We start from the raw sequence: 18,749 nt of genomic DNA, 5'->3' as shown, positions 1-18,749 counted from the left end.
TCACCCTAGTGAGGCCCCGACGTGCCGCCGGCCCGTCGTCCGGGCGAGAATGCCGGGGTGACGGACAGCAGCGAGCGACCGGGGCCGGAGCAGGACGAGCAGCGCGAGCAGGCCGAGCAGACCCGCGCGCCGCGCGTCGTGGTGCTCGGCGACGAGACCGCGACGGACGACGACCAGGGACCGCAGGACGAGGGAGTCGGGTCACTCGTCAACCAGCCGGCCAAGGTCATGCGGATCGGGACGATGATCAAGCAGCTGCTCGACGAGGTCCGCAGCGCCCCGCTCGACGACCGGGCCCGCGCTCGCCTGGCCGAGGTGCACGAGCGGTCGCTCGCCGAGCTCGAGGAGGGCCTGTCCCCCGAGCTGGTCGAGGAGCTGCACCGCATCACGCTGCCCTTCGTGGACGACGGCGACACCCCGCCCTCGGACGCCGAGCTCCGCATCGCGCAGGCGCAGCTCGTCGGGTGGCTCGAGGGCCTGTTCCACGGCATCCAGACCGCGCTCGTCGCGCAGCAGATGGCGGCCCAGGCGCAGCTGTCGCAGATGCGCCGCGCGCTGCCGCCCGGCCCGGGCGGGCGCCCGGGGCTCGTCGTGCCCGGTGCGGCGGTCGAGCCGGGCGAGGAGCACCCGCCCGGCACCGGTCAGTACCTCTAGACCCCCGTCGGGGCGGCACTCAGGCGGGCGGCGGCGCCTCGGCGTCGCGCTCGTCCTGCGGCGTGCTGCGCGCGGTGAGGGCGATCGCACCGGAGACGAGCAGCAGGCCGACGACCTCCAGGCCGTGCGGCACCTGCCGCAGCACGACCGCGCCGACGACCGCCGACGTCACCGGCAGCAGCGCGAGCAGCACGGCGAACGTGGCCGCCGAGACGCGCCGCAGCACGACCTGCTCGATCGCGTAGGGCACGACCGACGAGAGCACCCCGACGGCGACCACCGCGAGCGCGAGCCGCCAGTCGTGCAGCACCGGACCGGCGCCGCCCGCCAGGAACGGCGCGAACACGACCGCGCCGGCGGCCATCGCGACCGACAGGCCCGTGAGCCCGCCCACCTGCGACGTGGCCACGCGGCGCCCGAGCAGGATGTACCCCGCCCAGCACGCCGCCGCGACGGCGATCGCCACCAGCCCCACGGCGGCGGTGGGCCCGGTGTCGAGCGAGACGCCCGCGAGCAGGACGACGCCGACCGCCGCGACGGCGATCGCCGCGCGCTCGCGCCACGTCCTGCCGGTGACCGCCGCGACGGCGACCGGGCCGGCGAACTCGAGGGCGACGGCCGTGCCGAGCGGCAGGTGCGCGATCGCGACGTAGAAGGCGACGTTCATCCCGGCCAGCACGACCCCGAACGCCGCGGTGGTGAGCAGCGTGCGGCGGGTCCACCCGCCCGGTGTCCGCCAGGGCCGACGCCACGCGACCAGGACGACGGCCGCGACGACGACGCGCAGCCACGCGACGGTGGGCGGCGCGACCGACGCGAAGAGCCAGACGGCGAACGCCGCGCCCAGGTACTGCGTCAGCCCGGAGAGGACGAACAGCAGCGGGGCGGGCACGCGCCCAGGCTAGGTGACCAGCCCGGCGCCCGCGCCGCCCCGCTGCCTCAGGCCGGCACGTCTCGTCGTCTGCCTGGTCAGCCCTTGACCGAGCCCGCGAGCAGGCCGCGGACGAAGTACCGCTGCAGCGCCAGGAAGACCACCAGCGGGACGACGGTCATGATGAAGGCGCCGGCCGACAGCAGCTCCCACGCGCTGCCACGGGTGCCCGAGAGCTCCGCGACGCGCACCGTCAGCGGCGCGACGTTCGGCGTCCCCCCGGCGAACGTGAGAGCGACCAGCAGGTCGTTCCACACCCACAGGAACTGGAAGATGGCGAACGACGCGATGGCCGGCGTGAGGAGCGGCAGGAGCACCTGGAAGAAGATCTTCACGTGTCCCGCGCCGTCGACCCGGGCCGCCTCGACGAGCGACGGCGGGATGTCCTTCATGAAGTTGTGCAGGAGGAAGATCGCCAGCGGCAGCGCGAAGATCGAGTGCGACAGCCAGATCGTCCAGAACGACCCGGCCAGCCCCCAGTCGACGTACTGCGTGAGCAGCGGGATGAGGGTGACCTGGATCGGGACGACCTGCAGCGCGAAGACCGCGACGAACAGCAGGTTGCGGCCCCGGAAGTCGATCCACGCGAACGCGTACGCCGCGAGCAGGGCGATGGAGATCGGGATGACGACCGCGGGGATCGTGATGACGACCGAGTTCACGAAGTAGGTCGCGAGGCTGGTCGAGCTCCCGAACAGCGCCTCCTGGTAGTTCTCGAGCGTGAACGTCGGGTCCTGCCACACCGTCCACCAGCCGGTGGCGCGGATGTCCTCCTTCGGCCGGAAGGAGGTGACCAGCAGGCCGAAGGTCGGGATGGTCCAGAGCACCGCGATGACGATGGCGATGCCCGACGCCCAGGGCGAGCTGAGCTTGCCCTTCACGGCGATCGCACGCTTCTCCGCTCGGCTGAGCCGACGCTCGGCGCGCAGCGGCTCGTCCGCGACCTGCTCGGTCAGCGGTGCCGGCGGGGGCAGGGCGGTCATCGGATCTCCTCCGAGAGGCGCAGCTGGCGGACGTTGTAGACGACGATCGGGATGACGAGGACGAAGAGGATCGTCGCCAGCGCGGCACCGAGGCCGGCGTTCTGCGCCCGGAAGCTCTGCGTGTAGAACTCGTACGCGACCACGGACGTGCCGAAGTTGCCGCCGGTCATCGTCCGCACGATGTCGAACACCTTCAGCGTGCCGATCGCGATCGTCGTGAGGACGACCACGAGGGCCGGCCGGATGCTCGGGACGGTGATGTAGCGGAACATCCCGATGCCGTGCAGGCCGTCGAGCCGAGCGGCCTCGACGATGTCGTCGGGGATCGCCTTGACGGCCGCCGAGAGCACGGTCATCGCGAAGCCCGCCTGGATCCAGATCATCACGACGATGAGGAACAGCGTGTTCCACGGCTGGTTCAGCAGGAACTGCTGCGGCGGGAGGCCGAGCCACACCAGCACCTGGTTGAGGATGCCGATCTGGTGCACGAGCTCCTCGCCCGTCACCGGGTTCACCGCGTGCTGCTTGTACTCGTAGACGAACTTCCAGATGATCGACGCCCCGACGAGGGAGATCGACAGCGGCAGGAAGATCATCGTCTTGGCGAACGACTCGAACCGCGTCCGGTCGATGAGCACCGCGTAGACGAGCCCGATGAAGGTGGAGACCAGCGGCACGAGCACCACCCAGAGCAGGGTGTTGCGCAGGACGATCTGGAACTGGGGCTCCGTGAACGCCGTGACGTAGTTGTCGAGCCCGACGTAGTTGTCGCTCCGCGCGTCGAAGAACGACGTCCAGATCGTCCGGATGCCCGGGTACAGCAGGCCGAATGCGAGGAACAGCACCGTCGGCCCCAGGAACCCGAGCACCGTCACCCAGACCGGCAGCCGACGGATGCGCTCGAGCCCGAACAGGATGAGGCCCATCACGAGGACGAACAGCAGGATCGCGACGACCATCAGGGCGAACTTGTGCCCTGCGCTCTCCGCGTTGAGGAACCAGTCCATGCCCACCTCCGCGAGGCACCGGGCGGCGTTGCCCGGGCTGAGACGAACCGTGGTGGGGGCTCCTTCGCGGAGCCCCCACCACGGACCCTAGTCAGACGTACCGGTCAGGACGGCCAGGCTGCCTCGATGTTGTCGAGCGTCGCCTGGTCGGACTGGTTCTCGCCGATCCACGCCGTCATCTGCTTCCAGAACGCGTTCGCACCCACGGCGCCCGGCATCTGGTCGGAGCCGTCGAAGCGGAACGTGTAGCTCTCGTCCGTCAGCAGGTCGAACGACAGCTGGTCGATCGGCGACTGCAGCAGGCCCTTGTCGAGCCCGTTGTTGGCGCTGATCCAGCCCTGGCCGGTGACCTTGGCCTTCGCGTTCGCCCACTCCGGGCTGGAGAGGTACGCCTGGAACGCCTGGACCTCGGGCCGGTCGGAGAACGCCGTGACGAACTCGCCACCACCGAGCAGCGGCTTGTCGCTCCCCTTGCTCGGCAGGTAGAAGGCGTAGACGCCGCGGTCGACCGACGGGTCCTCGCTGACGGTCACGTCGTCGCCCCAGTTGGCCTGGTAGAAGTTCGCCGCGCGGTGCAGGTAGCACAGGCCGTCCGGGATCGGGTTGCCGGCCTCGTTCCACGCCTGCGTGGCGATCGACTTCACGTCGCCGATGCCGCCGTTGACGTACTTGTCGTTCTTGAGGATCGAGCCGACGGTCCCGAGCGACGCGACGATCTTCGGGTCGTTGAACGGGATCTCGTGGTTGACCCACTGGTCGTAGACGTCGGCCCCGGCCTCGCGCAGGACGACGTCCTCCAGCCAGTCGGTGGCCGGCCAGCCGGTGGCGTCACCGGACTCGATGCCCGCGCACCACGGCTTCGCCTCGGGGTGGTCCGTGGCGATCTTGTCGGTCAGCGTGATGAGGTCGTCCCACGTCGTGGGGACCGTGTAGCCGTTGTCGGCGAACGCCTTCGGCGAGTACCAGACGAACGACTTGACGTTCGCGCCGAGCGGCGTGGCGTAGAGCGTGCCGTCGACCGTGCCGTAGTTGACCCAGCCCTCGGTGTAGTACTTGTTCGCGTTGTCGATGACCGCCTGCGGCGCCGCGACGACGGAGTCCGGGTAGTCCGCGACGAGCGACTTGAGGAAGCCGGGCTGCGGGACGTACGCGATGTCCGGCGGGTTGCCGGCCTGGAGCCGCACGGGCAGCTGGGCCTCGAACTCGCGGGAGCCCTCGTACGCGATCTTCGCGCCGGTGCACTCCTCGAACGGCTTGTAGGAGTCGGTCTGCTGCTTCGCCTCCGGCTCGACGATCGACGTGTACACGCTGATCGTCTTGCCCTTGAGGTCGCCGTACTGCTCGTACGCGGCGCAGTCGGTCGAGCCGGTCTCGTCGCCACCGCCACCGCCGCCGTTGTCGCCCGAGCAGGCGGCGAGGGCGAGGGCGAGGCCGAGACCGCCGGCGACGGCAGCGCTCGTGCGGCGTGCACGGATGCTGGTCATGCGGATCCTCCACATCGTCGTGGTACTGGGTGAAGCAGGTCCGTCGGTGCGTCCGTCGGGCTGCGGCACGGGGCGCGCAGCACGGGACGATCCCGGGCGTTCGGGATCTCCTGGGCTATGCAAGCGTTTACATCGAGGGCTGGCAACACCGGCACCACCACGATGAGGTAACGATTGAGTCACACGTCCGACTGCGTTCCCGCACGTCAGGACCGGGCCCCGGCGTTCCCCGTGGGGCGCGGCACAGCGAACTCGCAGCGTGGCACGTGTCAGCGGACGGGTGCGGGGCCGGTCGACGTCCGGACGAGCAGGCTCGTCGGGTAGACGACGTCGGCCGGCACGGGGGAGCCCGTGATCATGTCGAGCAGCAGCGAGGCGGCCAGCCGGCCCTGGTCGACGGCGTCCTGCACCATCGTCGTGAGCCCGACCAGCGCGCCGAGGTCGTGGCCGTCGATGCCGACCACCGACAGGTCCTCCGGCACCCGCAGGCCGAGCTCGCGCGCCGCGAGGATCGCGCCCATCGCCATCTCGTCGGACGAGGCGAACACCGCCGTGACGTCGGGCACCTCGCGCAGCAGTCGCCGCAGCGACTCGCCGCCGCCCTGCACGTCGAAGTACCCGTGCACCTCCAGCGCCGGGTCGGGCGTCACCCCGACGACCTCCAGCGCGCGCTGCCAGCCCCGCTGGCGCGCCATCGGCGGCGACCACGTGTCGGTGTCGTCCGGCGAGCCCGTGAGGTGGCCGATCCGGCGGTGGCCGAGGCCGAGCAGGTGCTCCGTCGCGGAGCGCGCCGCGAGCTCGTCGTCGAGCCGTACCGTCACGTGGCCGGGGGCACCGGTGCCGACGAACACGATCGGCCGGCCGAGCGACTCCAGCGCCCGCACCTCGGACGCGTGCAGCGGCAGCCCGACGACGAGCACGCCGTCCACCCGGCGCCGCAGCACCCCCGGGTCGACGCTGCGGCGCGGGGAGCGGCGGGACAGCTCGAACGTGTACAGCAGCGCGTCGAAGTCCTCCGCGCGCAGCGCCCGCTCGGCGCCCTCGATGACGTTCGCGAAGAACCAGTGGTTGACCCACGGGGTGAGCACGCCGATGGTCCGGGTCCGCCCCGACGCGAGGCTCGCCGCGGACGGCGAGGCGACGTAGCCGAGGTCGAGCGCGACCCGGCGCACCCGGGCGCGCGTCTCGTCGTTGACGTTGGGCAGGCCGCGCAGCGCGCGGGAGACCGTCGCCGTCGACACCCCCGCGGCCCGGGCCACCTCCTCGATGCCTGCCACGGTCCGGCATTGAACACGACCCGGCGGCCCGAGGGCGACCCCCGGCGCCCGCCGCACCCCTCCAGGGGGCCCGGCGTCAGGGCAGCAGGCTGCGCAGCACGGCGAGCACGCCGTCGTCGTCGATCGTGCCCGTGACCTCGTCCGCCGCCGCCCGGACCGCCTCGCTCGCGTGGCCCATCGCGACCCCGCGCGCCGCCCAGCGGAGCATCTCGACGTCGTTGCCGCCGTCGCCGACCGCGGCGGTCGCGAACGGCTCGACGCCGAGCTCGCGCCGCAGCTGCTCCAGCGCGCTCGCCTTCGTCACCCCCGCGGGCGTCAGGTCGAGCCACGCCGTGTAGCCGACGGCGTAGGAGACCTCGTGCAGGCCGACGCGCTCGACGAGCTCGTGGAACTCCTGCTCCGTGCCGCCGGGCTGCCGGATGACCACGCGCGGCGTCGGCGTCGAGGCGAGCTGCTCGAACGGGACCTGCGTCAGCACCCCGAAGATCTCCCCCTCGGGGAACTCGCCCGTGACGAGGAAGCCGCGGCCGACGTCCTCCGTCGCGAACAGCGCGTCCGGCACCTCGAGCTGGATCGTCCGCAGCGCCGGCCCCGGCTCGAACGTCACCGTGTCGAGCACCTGGAAGCCGCCGTCGGCGTCCGTCCGGGCCGTCACCGCGCCGTTGGAGCACACCAGCCACGTATCGTGCAGGCCGAGGTCGTGGGCCACGACCGCGGCGGAGTGCACGCCCCGACCGGTCGCGAGCACCACGTGCACCCCTGCCTCGACGAGCTCCGCGAGCGTCGCGCGCACCTCGTCGGACACCACGCCGTCGTAGCTCATGAGCGTGCCGTCGACGTCGAGCGCGACGAGGTGCGTGCGGCTCATCGCACCGGCTCCAGCACCTCGAGGCCGCCCAGGTACGGCCGCAGGCCCTCCGGGACCCGGACCGACCCGTCCGCCTGCTGGTGGTTCTCGAGGATCGCGACGATCCAGCGCGTCGTCGCCAGCGTGCCGTTGAGCGTCGCGGCGGCGCGGACGGTGCCGTCGGCGGTGCGCTCGCGAATGCCCAGGCGGCGGGCCTGGAACGTCGTGCAGTTCGACGTCGACGTCAGCTCGAGGTAGCGCTGCTGGCTCGGCAGCCACGCCTCGCAGTCGAACTTGCGGGCCGCGCTGCTGCCGAGGTCGCCCGCGGCGGTGTCGATCACGCGGTAGGGCAGCTCGGCGAGCGCGAGCATGTCCTTCTCCCAGCCGAGGATCCGGCGGTGCTCGTCCGCCGCGTCCTCGACGGTCGTGTACGAGAACGCCTCGACCTTGTGGAACTGGTGCACGCGGATGATCCCGCGGGTGTCCTTGCCGTACGAGCCCGCCTCGCGCCGGTAGCAGGCCGACCAGCCGGCGTACCGCTTCGGCCCGGACGACAGGTCGAGGATCTCGCCCGAGTGGTAGCCCGCGAGCGCGACCTCCGAGGTGCCGACGAGGTAGAGGTCGTCGGCCTCCAGCCGGTAGATCTCGTCCGCGTGCGCGCCGAGGAAGCCGGTGCCGGCCATGATCTCGGGCTTCACGAGCGTCGGGGTGATGACGGGCGTGAAGCCGACCTCGAGCGCCTTCGCGACCGCGGCGTTGAGCAGCGCGAGCTCCAGGCGCGCGCCGATGCCGGTGAGGTAGTAGAACCGCGCGCCCGACACCTTGGCGCCGCGCTCGGTGTCGATGGCCGCGAGGCCCTCGCCGAGCGCCAGGTGGTCACGGACCGCGAAGTCCGCGCCGTACTCCGCCGCGAAGTCGCGGGGCGTGCCGACGTGCTCCAGCACCACGTAGTCGTCCTCGCCGCCCGCCGGGACGCCGTCCTCGACGACGTTGCCGATCCGGCGGGCGAGCTCGGTCGCGCGCTGCTCGGCGGCGTCCGCGTCGGACTGCAGCGCCTTCACGCGCTCGGCGAGCGAGCGCCCGTGCGCCAGCAGCGCCTGCTTCTCGTCGCCCTGGGCCTGCGCGACCTTCTTGCCGTGGGACTTCTGCTCCGCCCGCAGCGTCTCGAACTCCGTCAGCGCGGAGCGCCGGCGCGCGTCGGCGTCGAGCACCTCGTCGACGAGGTGGGGGTCGTCGCCGCGAGCCACCTGGCTCGCCCGGACGAGGTCGGGGTCCTCCCGCAGGAGCCGCAGATCGATCACCCCCCGAGGCTACCGACCCCCGCCGCGCGTCCCGCCCACGACACCGCACGCCACGGCGCCGCCCGCGGTCGCTCCCGGGCCCGCACCCGCGCGTTCGTAGCGGCGCGACCGGTTCGGAGCGTGCACGCGACGAACTCGTCGCCGGGCTACGAACTCGTGGCGGTCGGAGGCCGGCGAGCCGGCCGCGCCGGCGGACCACGACGTCGTGAGGGCGAAGCCAGCCGGCCGGGTGCGCCCGGGGCCGTAGGGTCGGCGCATGGCGTGGGAGGGGTGGGTCGCGATCGTCGCGGGCGTCCTCGCGCTGGTCGCGCTCGCGCTCGGCCTCGCCGCGTGGCGCCGGGTGCGCGACCGGCGGCTCGTCGGGTGGCCCGACGAGGACCGGCCCCCGGGCCGGCACGTCGCCGAGACCGTCGCGCGCGACGGCACCGTGCTCGCGTTCGTCGCCAACCCCACGAAGCCCGACGTCCCGGCGCTCAAGGTCGCGATCGAGCACGCCGCGGCGAGCCAGGGGCTCGGCGTGCCGCTGTGGTTCGAGACCACCGTCGAGGACCCGGGGGTCGGCCAGGCGCGCACCGCGGTGGCGGCCGGGGCGGACGTCGTCGTCGCGATCGGCGGCGACGGCACGGTCCGGGCGGTCGCCGAGGCGCTCGTCGGGACGCGCGTGCCCATGGGCATCGTCCCGCTCGGCACGGGCAACCTGCTGGCCCGCAACCTCGACCTCCCGGTGGGCGACGCGCTGGCGGCGATCCAGGTCGCGGTCGAGGGGCGGGACCGGACGATCGACGTCGGCTGGCTGCACGTCGACCGGTTCGACGACGAGGAGCGGGAGCTCACCGACGACGTCCGCGACCACCTGTTCCTCGTCATCGCGGGCCTCGGCTTCGACGCCGCGATGGTCGCGGACACCGACGAGACCCTCAAGGCGCGGGTCGGCTGGCTCGCCTACTTCGTCGCCGGCTTCCGGCACCTGCACGGTGCACGCACGCGCGTGCGGGTCCGCATCGACGACCAGCCCGCGGCCGGCACGCGGCTGCGCAGCATCCTGGTCGGCAACTGCGGCCGGCTGCCCGGCGGGCTCACGCTGCTGCCCGACGCGGTGGTCGACGACGGCTGGCTCGACGTCGCGGCCATCGACACGCGCGCGGGGATCGCGGGCTGGGCGCAGCTGTTCGGCGAGGTCGTGCTGCAGGGGGTCGGCGTGCGCAACGACCTGCCCGCCAAGATCGGCCGCATCGACCACACGCGGGCGCGTCGCGTCCGGATCGTCGTGCGCGGCGGCGAGTACGCGCAGGTCGACGGCGAGGTGGTCGGTCGGGTCGCGGAGGTCAGCGCACGGGTCGACCCGGGCGCGCTCGTCGTCCGCGTGCCCGCCGGCTGACCGCGCTCAGGTCGCGCGGCCCTCGCGCAGCTCGCGCAGCCAGGTGCGCGCGGCGACGAAGTCGGCGTCGGCGGTGCCGACGTGGACCGTCGGGGCGACGGCGTCCGCGCGCGGGTACGAGCCGAGGAACCGCACGTACGGGCAGCGCCGGTGCAGCCCCATGATCGCCTCGCCGACGCGCTCGTCGGTGATGTGCCCTTCGGCGTCGATCGAGAAGGAGTACCGGCCCAGCGCGTCGCCGATCGGGCGCGACTCGATGCGGGACAGGTTCACGCCGCGGGCGGCGAACTGCTCGAGCATCGCGAGCAGGGCACCCGCCTCGTTGTCGGGCAGGTGCACGACGAGGGTGGTCTTGTCGGCGCCGGTCGGGGCGGGCACCTCGCCCGGGTGGCCGACGACGACGAACCGGGTGACCGCCGAGGGGTTGTCCGCGACGTCGGTCGCGAGCGCCGTCAGGCCGTAGGTCTCCAGCGCGGCCGGCGGGACGAGCGCCGCGTCGAACCCGAGCTGGGGGCGCGGGGCGTCGGACGGCGCGAGGCTGAGCGACTCGGCGACGAGCGCCGCCGGCGCGGTGTTCGACGTCGCGGGGACGTGCACGGCCCGGGGCAGGGTGCGGGCGAGCCACCGCCGGCACTGCACCCAGGCGTGCGGGTGCGCGGCGACCCGCGTGACGTCGGCGAGCCGCACGCCCGGCGCGGCGGCGAGCGCGAACTGCACGGGGACGAGCACCTCCCGCAGGACGACGAGGGGCTCGCCGCCCGCGAGCGCGTCGAGCGTCGCCGTGACGCCGCCCTCGACCGTCGACTCGATCGCCACGACGGCGCGGTCGGCCGCGCCGGAGCGCACCGCCTCGATCGCGGAGCCGACGTCGGTCTGGGGCAGGTACTGCGCCTCGTCGGGCCCGACGACCTGGCGCAGGGCCGCCTCGGTGAAGGTGCCCGCGGGCCCGAGGTAGGCGTAGCGCGGCAGCGGCGCGGCGGCCGCCTCGGTCGCGTCGATCGTCATCGCTGCCTCCCGGCGTGCAGATCCCGTGCACGGCGCGTGCGGGGGCCGGGCCCGGCCGTCGGGACCGCCGGGTCGAGGGTAGTGCGGCGCTTAGGCTGGCGCGGTGCCCGTCCGCCCTGCGTCGCCCCGCCCTGCCCGGACGCGTGCCGTGAGGCGCCTGCTCGCCGGGCTGCTGGTCGCGGTCGCGGGGCTCGCCGTCGCCGCGCCCGCCTCGGCGGCGCCCTCGCCCGACGCGGAGCCGGCCGGGCAGCCGACGCCGCTGGTGCTGGTCGGCGTCACCGGCGTGCGGTGGGACGACGTCACCTCGGTGACCACCCCGGCGCTGTGGGGCCTGTCCCGCACCGGCTCCGTCGGGCTCGTCGCGGCGCGCAGCGTCACGAACCGCTCCTGCCCCGCGGACGGCTGGCTGGCCGTCTCGTCCGGCAACCGCGCGTCCGACCTGCCCGCCGAGGACCGCACGTGCCGCACGCTCGAGGAGCCCGGAGCGGACGGCCTCGTGCCCGGCTGGGACGACTACCTCGCCTCGGCGCGGGCGCAGTCGTACGGCGCCGTCCCCGGGCTGCTCGGCGACACGCTGGCCGCCGCCGAGACCCCTGTCACGGGCATCGGCCCGGGCGCGGCCATCGCGCTGTCGGACCGCGACGGGCGGCCCGTCGGCACGCACGAGGACCGTCCCGGGACGACGGACGCGCTGCGCTACACGGTCAGCACCGCTCTCGAGCGCTCGCCGCTCGTCGTGGTCGACGCCGGCACCGTGCGCGACCCCGGCTTCGCGACGCGCGACCGCTCGTCCGACGAGGCCGTGCCGCCCGACGACGAGGAGGGGCCCGCCGAGCCCACGTCCGAGGTCGACCCCGACACCATCGCCGAGCCGGCGCGCGACGAGCAGGTGCAGGCCGTCGACGCGCGGGTGGGCGCAGCGCTGGAGGCGGCGCGCGCCCACGACGCCACCGTGCTCGTCGTCTCCCTGGCCGACTCCGGACGGGTCGCCCTCCAGCTCGCGGCCGCGACGGGCACCGCGCCGAACGGGCAGCCGTACGACGCGGGCATGCTCACGTCGGGCGCGACCCGGCAGCAGGCGCTGATCCAGACGCTCGACGTCGCGCCCACCCTCCTCGACGCGCTCGACCTGTCCGCGCCGGCGCTCGTCGGCGCGACGATCGTGCCCTCCGACGGGCCGGCGAGCGCGGCCGCCCGGCGGGTGCTGCTCGCGGACATCCAGGACGAGTCCACGTACGTCGGCAAGGTCGCGGGCTCCTTCTCGACGCGGCTCGTCGTCGTCCAGGCGATCTTCTTCGTCGCCGCGGCCCTCGTCCTCACGCGCGCCGGACGGACCGACCGCGGGCGGATGCGGCCGGGACTGCGGGTGCTGCAGGTCGCCGGCATCGCGCTCGGCACCGCGCCGGTCGCGTCCTTCCTCGTCGGGGTCGTGCCCTGGTGGCGGTGGGGCGTGACCGGGTTCTGGGTCGCGCTGCTGGGCGTCGTCGCACTGGTCACGGCCGTCGCGCTCCTCGGGCCCTGGCGGCGGCGCATCCTCGGGCCGGCCGGCGTCGTCGCCGCGGTCACGGTCCTCGTCCTGCTCGTCGACGCGTGCACGGGCTCGAACCTCGTCATCGACTCCCCCATGGGCGCCCACCGGACGCTCGCCGCCCGGTTCTACGGCATGAGCAACCAGGCGTTCGCGCTCGTCCTCGCCGGCGGGGTGCTGCTCGCCGTCGCGATCGCCGACGAGCTGCTGCGCCGGCACCGGCGCCGGGCGGCGCTGTGGACGGTCGTCGGCCTCGGGCTGCTCGTCGCGGTCGTCGACGGCGCGCCCGGGCTGGGCTCCGACTTCGGGGGGCCGCCCGCGATCCTGCTCGCCTTCGGCATGCTCGCCGTCGCCGTCACCGGGCGGAAGGTGTCCTGGCGGACGCTGCTGCTCGTGCTGGGCGCCGGCGTGCTGGTGATCGGCGGGTTCGCGGTGCTCGACTGGCTGCGCCCCCCGGACGCCCGCACGCACCTGGGCCGGTTCCTCGCCACCGTGCTCGACGGCGGGCTGTGGGACGTGGTGTGGCGCAAGGTCTCCGTCAACCTCAAGGTGCTGACGAACTGGCGCTACCTCGTGCTCGCCATCGGCGGCGTCGCGCTGACCTGGGTCGTCATGACCGGCGGCCGCACGCGCCGCGGCGCCCTCATGGGCTCGTCCAGCCCGCTCGCCGGCCTCCCCGAGGCCGTCCCCCTGCTGCGCACCGGGGTCGCCGCCCTCGGGACCGGCCTGCTCGTCGGCTTCCTCATGAACGACTCGGGGATCGTCGTGCCGGCCACCGGCATCGCGATGGCGGTGCCGTGCCTCGTCGCCGCGGCCGCGCAGTTCCGGCTCGGGGAGCGGCCCGCCGTGGCGGAGCCGCCCGCGCTCAGCGGTGCGTCGGGGACTGCTTCGGCGGGCTGACCGCCCGCCGCACCGCGCGGCCCGCGGCCGAGATCCGGCGCGCGTTCACGGCCAGCTGCACGTCGCGGTACTGCGCCGCGCGGTGCAGCTGCCCCTTGAGGTCCGAGCCCGACGGCCGGTGCCGCAGGTCGCACGGCACCTCGACGACGCGGAACCCCTGGCGCAGCAGGTCGATCGTCATGCCGACCTCGACCCCCCACCCGTGGGCGAGGGGCGTGGCCGCCTCGAAGGCGTCGCGCGTGAGGCAGCGCATGCCCGACAGCGGCTGCGTCGGCGTCCAGCCCGTCATCGACTGGATCGCCCGGCGGGCCGCGCCCACGACGATGCCCCGGCCGCCCGCGCCGGGCTGCGGCGGCAGGAGCGCGATGGCGAGGTCGGTGTGGCCGTCGATCACCGGCGGGACGAGCGGGGCCGTGTTGACGGCCGTGTCCGCGAGGTCGCCGTCGATGAACAGCAGGATGCGCGGCGGGCGGTCGGGGTTGTCGCGCATCGCGACGACGGCCGCGCCGGTCTCCATCGCGGCGGCCTTGCCACGGTTGTGGGGGTGGCGGACGACGACGGCGCCCGCCTCGCGGGCGACGTGCTGGGTGTTGTCCTCCGAGCCGTCGTCGACGACGAGGACGAGGTCGACGTACGGGATCGCCTTGGCCGAGCGGACGGTCGCGGCGATGCGGCGCGACTCGTCCTTGGCGGGGATGACCACCGCGACACGCTGGCGCTGGCGGGCAGGCACGTCGTTGCGCGGCACGTCGGTCAGCCTAGTGAGTCGCGCTCAGCGCAGCGTGACCTGGCGGGCGACGAGCCCGGCACGGGCACGGCGCTCGTCGGGGCCCAGCGGGTCGGTCGCGGCCAGCGCCTCCGCGAAGGTGGGCGCGAACGCGGCCAGGGCCGGCTCGACCTCCTTGGCCTCGGTGCCGCGCGCGAGCTCCCACACGGGGATCGTGAGGCCGCTGCTGCGGAAGTAGCCGATGAGCTTGGCGCCGTCGAAGCCCGAGGCCCGGCGGGCGTGCAGGCGGGCCAGCGCGTCGAGCACCGTCTGCTCCTCGTGCGGCTGGGCCCAGCGCAGGAACTCCCGGCCGCCCATGCGGCACCAGTAGGCGGACTCGACGCCCGGCAGCTTCACGGTCTCGACGATGCCCGCGTCGGCGTCCTCGATCGCGGCCTCCAGGTCGGGCGTGCGCTCGACGTCCGGAGCCAGCCAGTAGGCGAAGGAGTCGAGCACCGTGACCTCGAACGGGACCGTGGTGTCGAGCACGTCCTGCAGGCGCGGGCCCGGCTCGGGCAGGCCGACCGTCTCGACGGCCGTGCCGGGCTCGACCTCGAGCGCCTCGAGCAGCGCCGCCGCGACGTCGCGGCTCGTGTCGTTGCTGCTCCCCGGCGTCTGCAGGGCGACGAGGACGACGCCGTCGGCGCGGTGCAGCGCGGCCCACTCGTTCGGCAGGATCGTCGTGACGAGGACGTCGCGGCCGCCGTGCTCCTTCGTCGTCCGGACGGTCGCCGTCGCCGCCGGGACGACCTCCTTGAGGGCGACCCAGTCGGGCTCGCCGGGGAGGCCCTCGAACGGGCGCAGCACGAAGTCGGACGTCCTGGAAGCCATGGCGCCCAGGCTACCGGTCCGGGCGGCGACCGCAGGCCGTCCGGCCTGGTGCGCGGGCGGGGCGGGTGCGGAAGGATCGGGGCATGGACCCGCGCGCCGGAACACCCGCCCAGCCGTCCGACCTCGTCGACGTGGACGCCCTGCTCGGCGCGTACCACGACCTCGTCCCCGACCCGGACGACCCGCTCCAGCAGGTCGTCTTCGGCACGTCCGGCCACCGCGGCTCGTCGCTCGACACCGCCTTCAACGAGGCGCACATCGTCGCCATCACGGCCGCGATCGTCGAGTACCGCCGGGGGCAGGGCACGGACGGGCCCCTGTTCATCGGGCGGGACACCCACGCGCTGTCCGAGCCGGCCTGGCGCACGGCGCTCGAGGTGCTCGCGGCGGCCGGCGTCGAGGTGCACGTCGACGCGCGCGACTCCTGGACGCCGACGCCCGCGGTCTCCCACGCGATCCTGCGGCACAACGGCGCCGGCACCTCGGAGGGCGTGCGGACGCAGGGGCCGGGGCTCGCCGACGGCATCGTCGTGACCCCCTCGCACAACCCCCCGCGCGACGGCGGGTTCAAGTACAACCCGCCGCACGGCGGCCCCGCCGGCTCGGACGCGACGGGCTGGATCGCCGACCGGGCGAACGCGATCCTGCGGGGCGGCTGGCGCGACGTGCCGCGCGTCTCGCTGGAGCGCGCGCTGGCCGCCGAGACGACCCGCAAGCACGACTACCTGTCCGCGTACGTCGACGACCTGGCGAACGTGCTGGACCTCGAGGCGATCCGGACGGCCGGCGTGCGGATCGGCGCCGACCCGCTCGGCGGCGCGTCGGTCGAGTACTGGGCGGCGATCGGCGAGCGCTACGGGCTGGACCTCACGGTGGTGAACCCCGAGGTCGACCCGACGTGGCGGTTCATGACGCTCGACTGGGACGGCAAGATCCGCATGGACTGCAGCTCGCCCTATGCGATGGCGTCGCTCGTCTCCCGCATGACGACGACGGACGGCGGGCCCGCGCCGTTCGACATCGCGACCGGCAACGACGCCGACTCGGACCGGCACGGCATCGTCACGCCCGACGCCGGCCTGATGAACCCGAACCACTACCTCGCGGTCGCGATCTCCTACCTCTACGGGGGCGCGCGCCCGCACTGGCCCGCCGGCACCGCGATCGGCAAGACGCTCGTCTCGTCGTCCCTCATCGACCGGGTCGCCGGGCGGCTCGGCCGGCGGCTCGTCGAGGTGCCCGTCGGGTTCAAGTGGTTCGTCCCCGGGCTCATCGACGGCACCGTCGGGTTCGGCGGGGAGGAGTCGGCCGGCGCGTCGTTCCTGCGCACGGACGGCACGGTGTGGACGACCGACAAGGACGGCATGCTGCCGGCGCTGCTCGCCTCCGAGATCCTCGCGACGACCGGCAAGACCCCGTCGCAGCACCACGCGGACCTCGTCGGCGAGTTCGGCGAGTCCTGGTACGCGCGGGTCGACGCGGCCGCGACCCGCGAGGAGAAGAAGACCCTCGCGGGCCTCTCCCCCGACCAGGTCACGGCGACCGAGCTCGCGGGCGACCCGATCACGGCGCGGCTGACGAAGGCCCCCGGCAACGACGCGGCGATCGGCGGCCTCAAGGTGACCACCGAGCGCGCGTGGTTCGCGGCCCGCCCGTCCGGCACCGAGGACGTCTACAAGATCTACGCCGAGTCGTTCGTCTCGCCCGAGCACCTGGCGCAGGTCCAGGAGCAGGCGAAGCAGGTCGTCTCGGATGCCCTCCGCTCCTGACGCCCCGACGCCCTCAGCCCGTCCCCACCCCCGCGAGTTCGTAGCGGCGCGACGGGTTCGGAGCGTGCGCGCCACGAACTCGTCGCCGGGCTACGAACTCGCGCGGGCTGGGGGGCCGGCGTCCCGCGGGAGAGCGGGGTCCGCGTGAGCGCGGCGGGTGCGGGCGCGACGGCGGGGCCGGGGGTCGCGGGGCGGCCGGTCGGGCGGCGGCACCACCTGATCCTGGACTGCCCCGACCCGATGGCGGCGGCCCGGTTCTGGAGCGCGGTGCTGGGCGAGCCGGTCACCTACGCCGACGACGAGTTCGTGGTGGTGGCGCCCGACGCGACGAGCTCGGGCATGGCGTTCCAGCTGGCGCCGGGGAACCCCGCGCCCACCTGGCCGGACCCGGCCGTGCCGCAGCAGGCGCACGTGGACGTGATGGTCGACGACCTCGAGCGGGCCGACGCGGCGGTGCTCGCCCTCGGCGCGCGCCGGCTGGCCGGCGGGGACCACGTGTACGCGGACCCCGCCGGCCACCCCTTCTGCCTCATCAGGCGCCCGGGCTGGGCACCTCCGGTCGCCCCCTGACCGGGGACGGCCGGGCCGCCCTCACGCGGCGCGGCCCAGCGCGCGCAGCGCCCAGCCCGCCTCGCGCCAGGCGGGCGCGTCGAGCCGTCCACGGGCGTCGATGACGCGCGGCGTCGCCGTGAGGGCCGCCAGCGCCGCCGGGTCGGCGTCCACGAACTCGCGCCACTCCGTCAGGACGAGGACCACGTCGGACCCCTCGACGGCCTCGCGCGTGCTCGTCGCGTAGCCGAGCGTCGGGAAGGTCGCCCGCGCGGTGTCGCCCGCCTCCGGGTCGTAGACCGTCACCTGCGCGCCCCGTAGGTGCAGCGCGGCGGCGACGTTGAGCGCCGGCGAGTCGCGCACGTCGTCCGTGAGCGGCTTGAACGCCGCGCCGAGCACGCCGATGCGCCGGTTGAGCACCGAGCCGCCGCACGCCTCGACCGCCAGGTCGACGACCCGCTCCCGCTGGCCCATGTTGATCTCGTCCACCTGCTGCAGCAGCCCGGCCGCCCGGTGGGCCCCGAGCTCGCCGGCCCGGTGCATGAGCGCCCGGATGTCCTTCGGCAGGCACCCGCCCCCGAAGCCGAGCCCGGCGTCGAGGAACTGGCGGCCGATGCGCACGTCGTGCCCGAGCGCGTCGGCCAGCACCGTGACGTCCGCCCCCGCGGCCTCGCACACGCCCGCGATCGCGTTGATGAACGAGATCTTCGTGGCGAGGAACGCGTTCGCGCTCACCTTGACGAGCTCCGCCGTCGGCAGGTCGGTGACGACCACGGGAGAGCCCTCGGCGATCGGCGTCGCGTACACGCGGCGCAGCAGCGCCTCGGACGCGGGCGTGGTGCCGCCGAGCACGATGCGGTCGGGGTGCAGCGTGTCGTCGACCGCCTTGCCCTCGCGCAGGAACTCGGGGTTCCAGACGAGCTCCCAGGCCACCCCGGCGGGGGCCTCGCGGGCGACGAGCTCGCGCAGCCGCGCACCCGTCCCGACCGGCACGGTCGACTTCCCGACGATCACGGCGTCGTGCGTGAGGTGCCGCGCGATCGCCGTCGTCGCGGCCTCGACGAACCGGAGGTCCGCCGCGTGGCTCGTCTTCGTCTGCGGGGTGCCGACGCAGACGAAGTGCACGTCCGCCCAGGCCACGGCCTCCGCGACGTCCGTCGTGAACCGCAGCCGGCCCGTCGCGAGGGTCTGCTCGAGCAGCTCCGGCAGCCCGGGCTCGAAGAACGGCACCTTGCCGGCCGCGAGCGCGTCGACCTTGCCCTGGTCGGTGTCCACGCCGACCACCTCCATGCCGAGCTGGGCCATGGCGACCGCGTGCGTGGCGCCGAGGTAGCCGGTGCCGAGCACGGCGATCCGCGGGGGGGCGCCCTGCGGGGCGGCGGCGTCCGGCGTGGTCTCACGAGCGTCCATCGGGTCCTCCTGGGTGGGTGCGGCGGGAGAAGAGGCGGTGAGGGCGGGGGCGCGGCGCGCCCGCGCGGGCGTCCGGCGGCTCACGGGGTCGCCGCCGGGGTGGGTGTCGCCGCCGGTTCGGCGGCCTCG

General features: G+C 74.5%; 16 protein-coding genes. 5 read left to right on the top strand and 11 right to left on the bottom strand.

Annotation, left to right across the window (positions count from 1 at the left end; translation table 11 throughout):
* Nucleotides 1-57 precede the first annotated feature (57 nt).
* Nucleotides 58-654, top strand: a complete 597-nt coding sequence (locus HGCM_RS05225; RefSeq protein ID WP_019135822.1) for a bacterial proteasome activator family protein — start codon at nt 58-60, stop codon at nt 652-654.
* A gap of 19 nt (nt 655-673) precedes the next feature.
* Here HGCM_RS05225 and HGCM_RS16970 read toward each other — a convergent pair whose 3' ends face one another.
* From HGCM_RS16970 to serS, 7 genes are all read right to left on the bottom strand, one after another.
* Complete coding sequence (locus HGCM_RS16970) at nt 674-1,546, bottom strand: EamA family transporter (RefSeq protein WP_019135821.1); 873 nt, start codon at nt 1,544-1,546, stop codon at nt 674-676.
* 77 nt (nt 1,547-1,623) lie between these two features.
* A complete protein-coding gene (locus HGCM_RS05215; RefSeq protein ID WP_019135820.1) occupies nt 1,624-2,568 on the bottom strand; it encodes a carbohydrate ABC transporter permease in 945 nt (314 codons plus the stop codon).
* Entirely contained in the window at nt 2,565-3,575 is a 1,011-nt protein-coding gene (locus HGCM_RS05210) for a carbohydrate ABC transporter permease (RefSeq protein ID WP_019135819.1), read from the bottom strand. Before HGCM_RS05210 ends, HGCM_RS05215 begins: the two co-directional genes overlap by 4 nt.
* Before the next feature lie 104 nt (nt 3,576-3,679).
* Nucleotides 3,680-5,059: an ABC transporter substrate-binding protein gene (locus tag HGCM_RS05205; RefSeq protein WP_019135818.1), complete on the bottom strand. Its 1,380-nt coding sequence runs from the start codon at nt 5,057-5,059 to the stop codon at nt 3,680-3,682.
* A 269-nt stretch (nt 5,060-5,328) separates the two neighbouring features.
* Nucleotides 5,329-6,336 carry a LacI family DNA-binding transcriptional regulator gene (locus HGCM_RS05200; protein ID WP_019135817.1) on the bottom strand — a complete coding sequence of 336 codons (1,008 nt, stop codon included), beginning with the start codon at nt 6,334-6,336 and terminating at the stop codon, nt 5,329-5,331.
* 76 nt (nt 6,337-6,412) lie between these two features.
* On the bottom strand, nt 6,413-7,204 hold the full coding sequence (locus tag HGCM_RS05195; protein WP_019135816.1) for an HAD family hydrolase: 792 nt from the start codon (nt 7,202-7,204) through the stop codon (nt 6,413-6,415).
* Complete coding sequence (gene serS, locus HGCM_RS05190; RefSeq protein ID WP_019135815.1) at nt 7,201-8,484, bottom strand: serine--tRNA ligase; 1,284 nt, start codon at nt 8,482-8,484, stop codon at nt 7,201-7,203. Before serS ends, HGCM_RS05195 begins: the two co-directional genes overlap by 4 nt.
* Nucleotides 8,485-8,740: 256 nt before the next feature.
* Here serS and HGCM_RS05185 point away from each other — a divergent pair, with 256 nt between their 5' ends.
* Nucleotides 8,741-9,862 (top strand): diacylglycerol/lipid kinase family protein, encoded by a 1,122-nt coding sequence (locus HGCM_RS05185; protein ID WP_019135814.1) that lies wholly within the window; start codon nt 8,741-8,743, stop codon nt 9,860-9,862.
* A 6-nt stretch (nt 9,863-9,868) separates the two neighbouring features.
* Here HGCM_RS05185 and pheA read toward each other — a convergent pair whose 3' ends face one another.
* A complete protein-coding gene (pheA, locus tag HGCM_RS05180; protein ID WP_019135813.1) occupies nt 9,869-10,867 on the bottom strand; it encodes a prephenate dehydratase in 999 nt (332 codons plus the stop codon).
* A 148-nt stretch (nt 10,868-11,015) separates the two neighbouring features.
* Between pheA and HGCM_RS05175 the strand changes: the two genes are divergently transcribed.
* Nucleotides 11,016-13,295, top strand: a complete 2,280-nt coding sequence (locus tag HGCM_RS05175) for an alkaline phosphatase family protein (protein ID WP_019135812.1) — start codon at nt 11,016-11,018, stop codon at nt 13,293-13,295.
* Here HGCM_RS05175 and HGCM_RS05170 read toward each other — a convergent pair.
* Nucleotides 13,261-14,043, bottom strand: a complete 783-nt coding sequence (locus tag HGCM_RS05170) for a glycosyltransferase family 2 protein (RefSeq protein ID WP_019135811.1) — start codon at nt 14,041-14,043, stop codon at nt 13,261-13,263. The genes HGCM_RS05175 and HGCM_RS05170 overlap by 35 nt on opposite strands.
* Nucleotides 14,044-14,067: 24 nt before the next feature.
* A complete protein-coding gene (locus HGCM_RS05165; RefSeq protein WP_026075275.1) occupies nt 14,068-14,892 on the bottom strand; it encodes a DUF5926 family protein in 825 nt (274 codons plus the stop codon).
* 83 nt (nt 14,893-14,975) lie between these two features.
* Here HGCM_RS05165 and pgm point away from each other — a divergent pair, with 83 nt between their 5' ends.
* On the top strand, nt 14,976-16,661 hold the full coding sequence (gene pgm, locus HGCM_RS05160; protein ID WP_019135809.1) for a phosphoglucomutase (alpha-D-glucose-1,6-bisphosphate-dependent): 1,686 nt from the start codon (nt 14,976-14,978) through the stop codon (nt 16,659-16,661).
* A 144-nt stretch (nt 16,662-16,805) separates the two neighbouring features.
* Complete coding sequence (locus HGCM_RS05155) at nt 16,806-17,231, top strand: VOC family protein (RefSeq protein WP_019135808.1); 426 nt, start codon at nt 16,806-16,808, stop codon at nt 17,229-17,231.
* Nucleotides 17,232-17,252: 21 nt separating this feature from the next.
* Here HGCM_RS05155 and HGCM_RS05150 read toward each other — a convergent pair whose 3' ends face one another.
* On the bottom strand, nt 17,253-18,620 hold the full coding sequence (locus tag HGCM_RS05150; RefSeq protein WP_019135807.1) for a UDP-glucose dehydrogenase family protein: 1,368 nt from the start codon (nt 18,618-18,620) through the stop codon (nt 17,253-17,255).
* Nucleotides 18,621-18,749 lie beyond the last annotated feature (129 nt).

This window comes from Cellulomonas massiliensis JC225, assembly GCF_000312005.1.
Taxonomy (GTDB): Bacteria; Actinomycetota; Actinomycetes; order Actinomycetales; family Cellulomonadaceae; genus Cellulomonas; species Cellulomonas massiliensis.
This window is presented reverse-complemented; position numbering and strand designations above follow the sequence as displayed.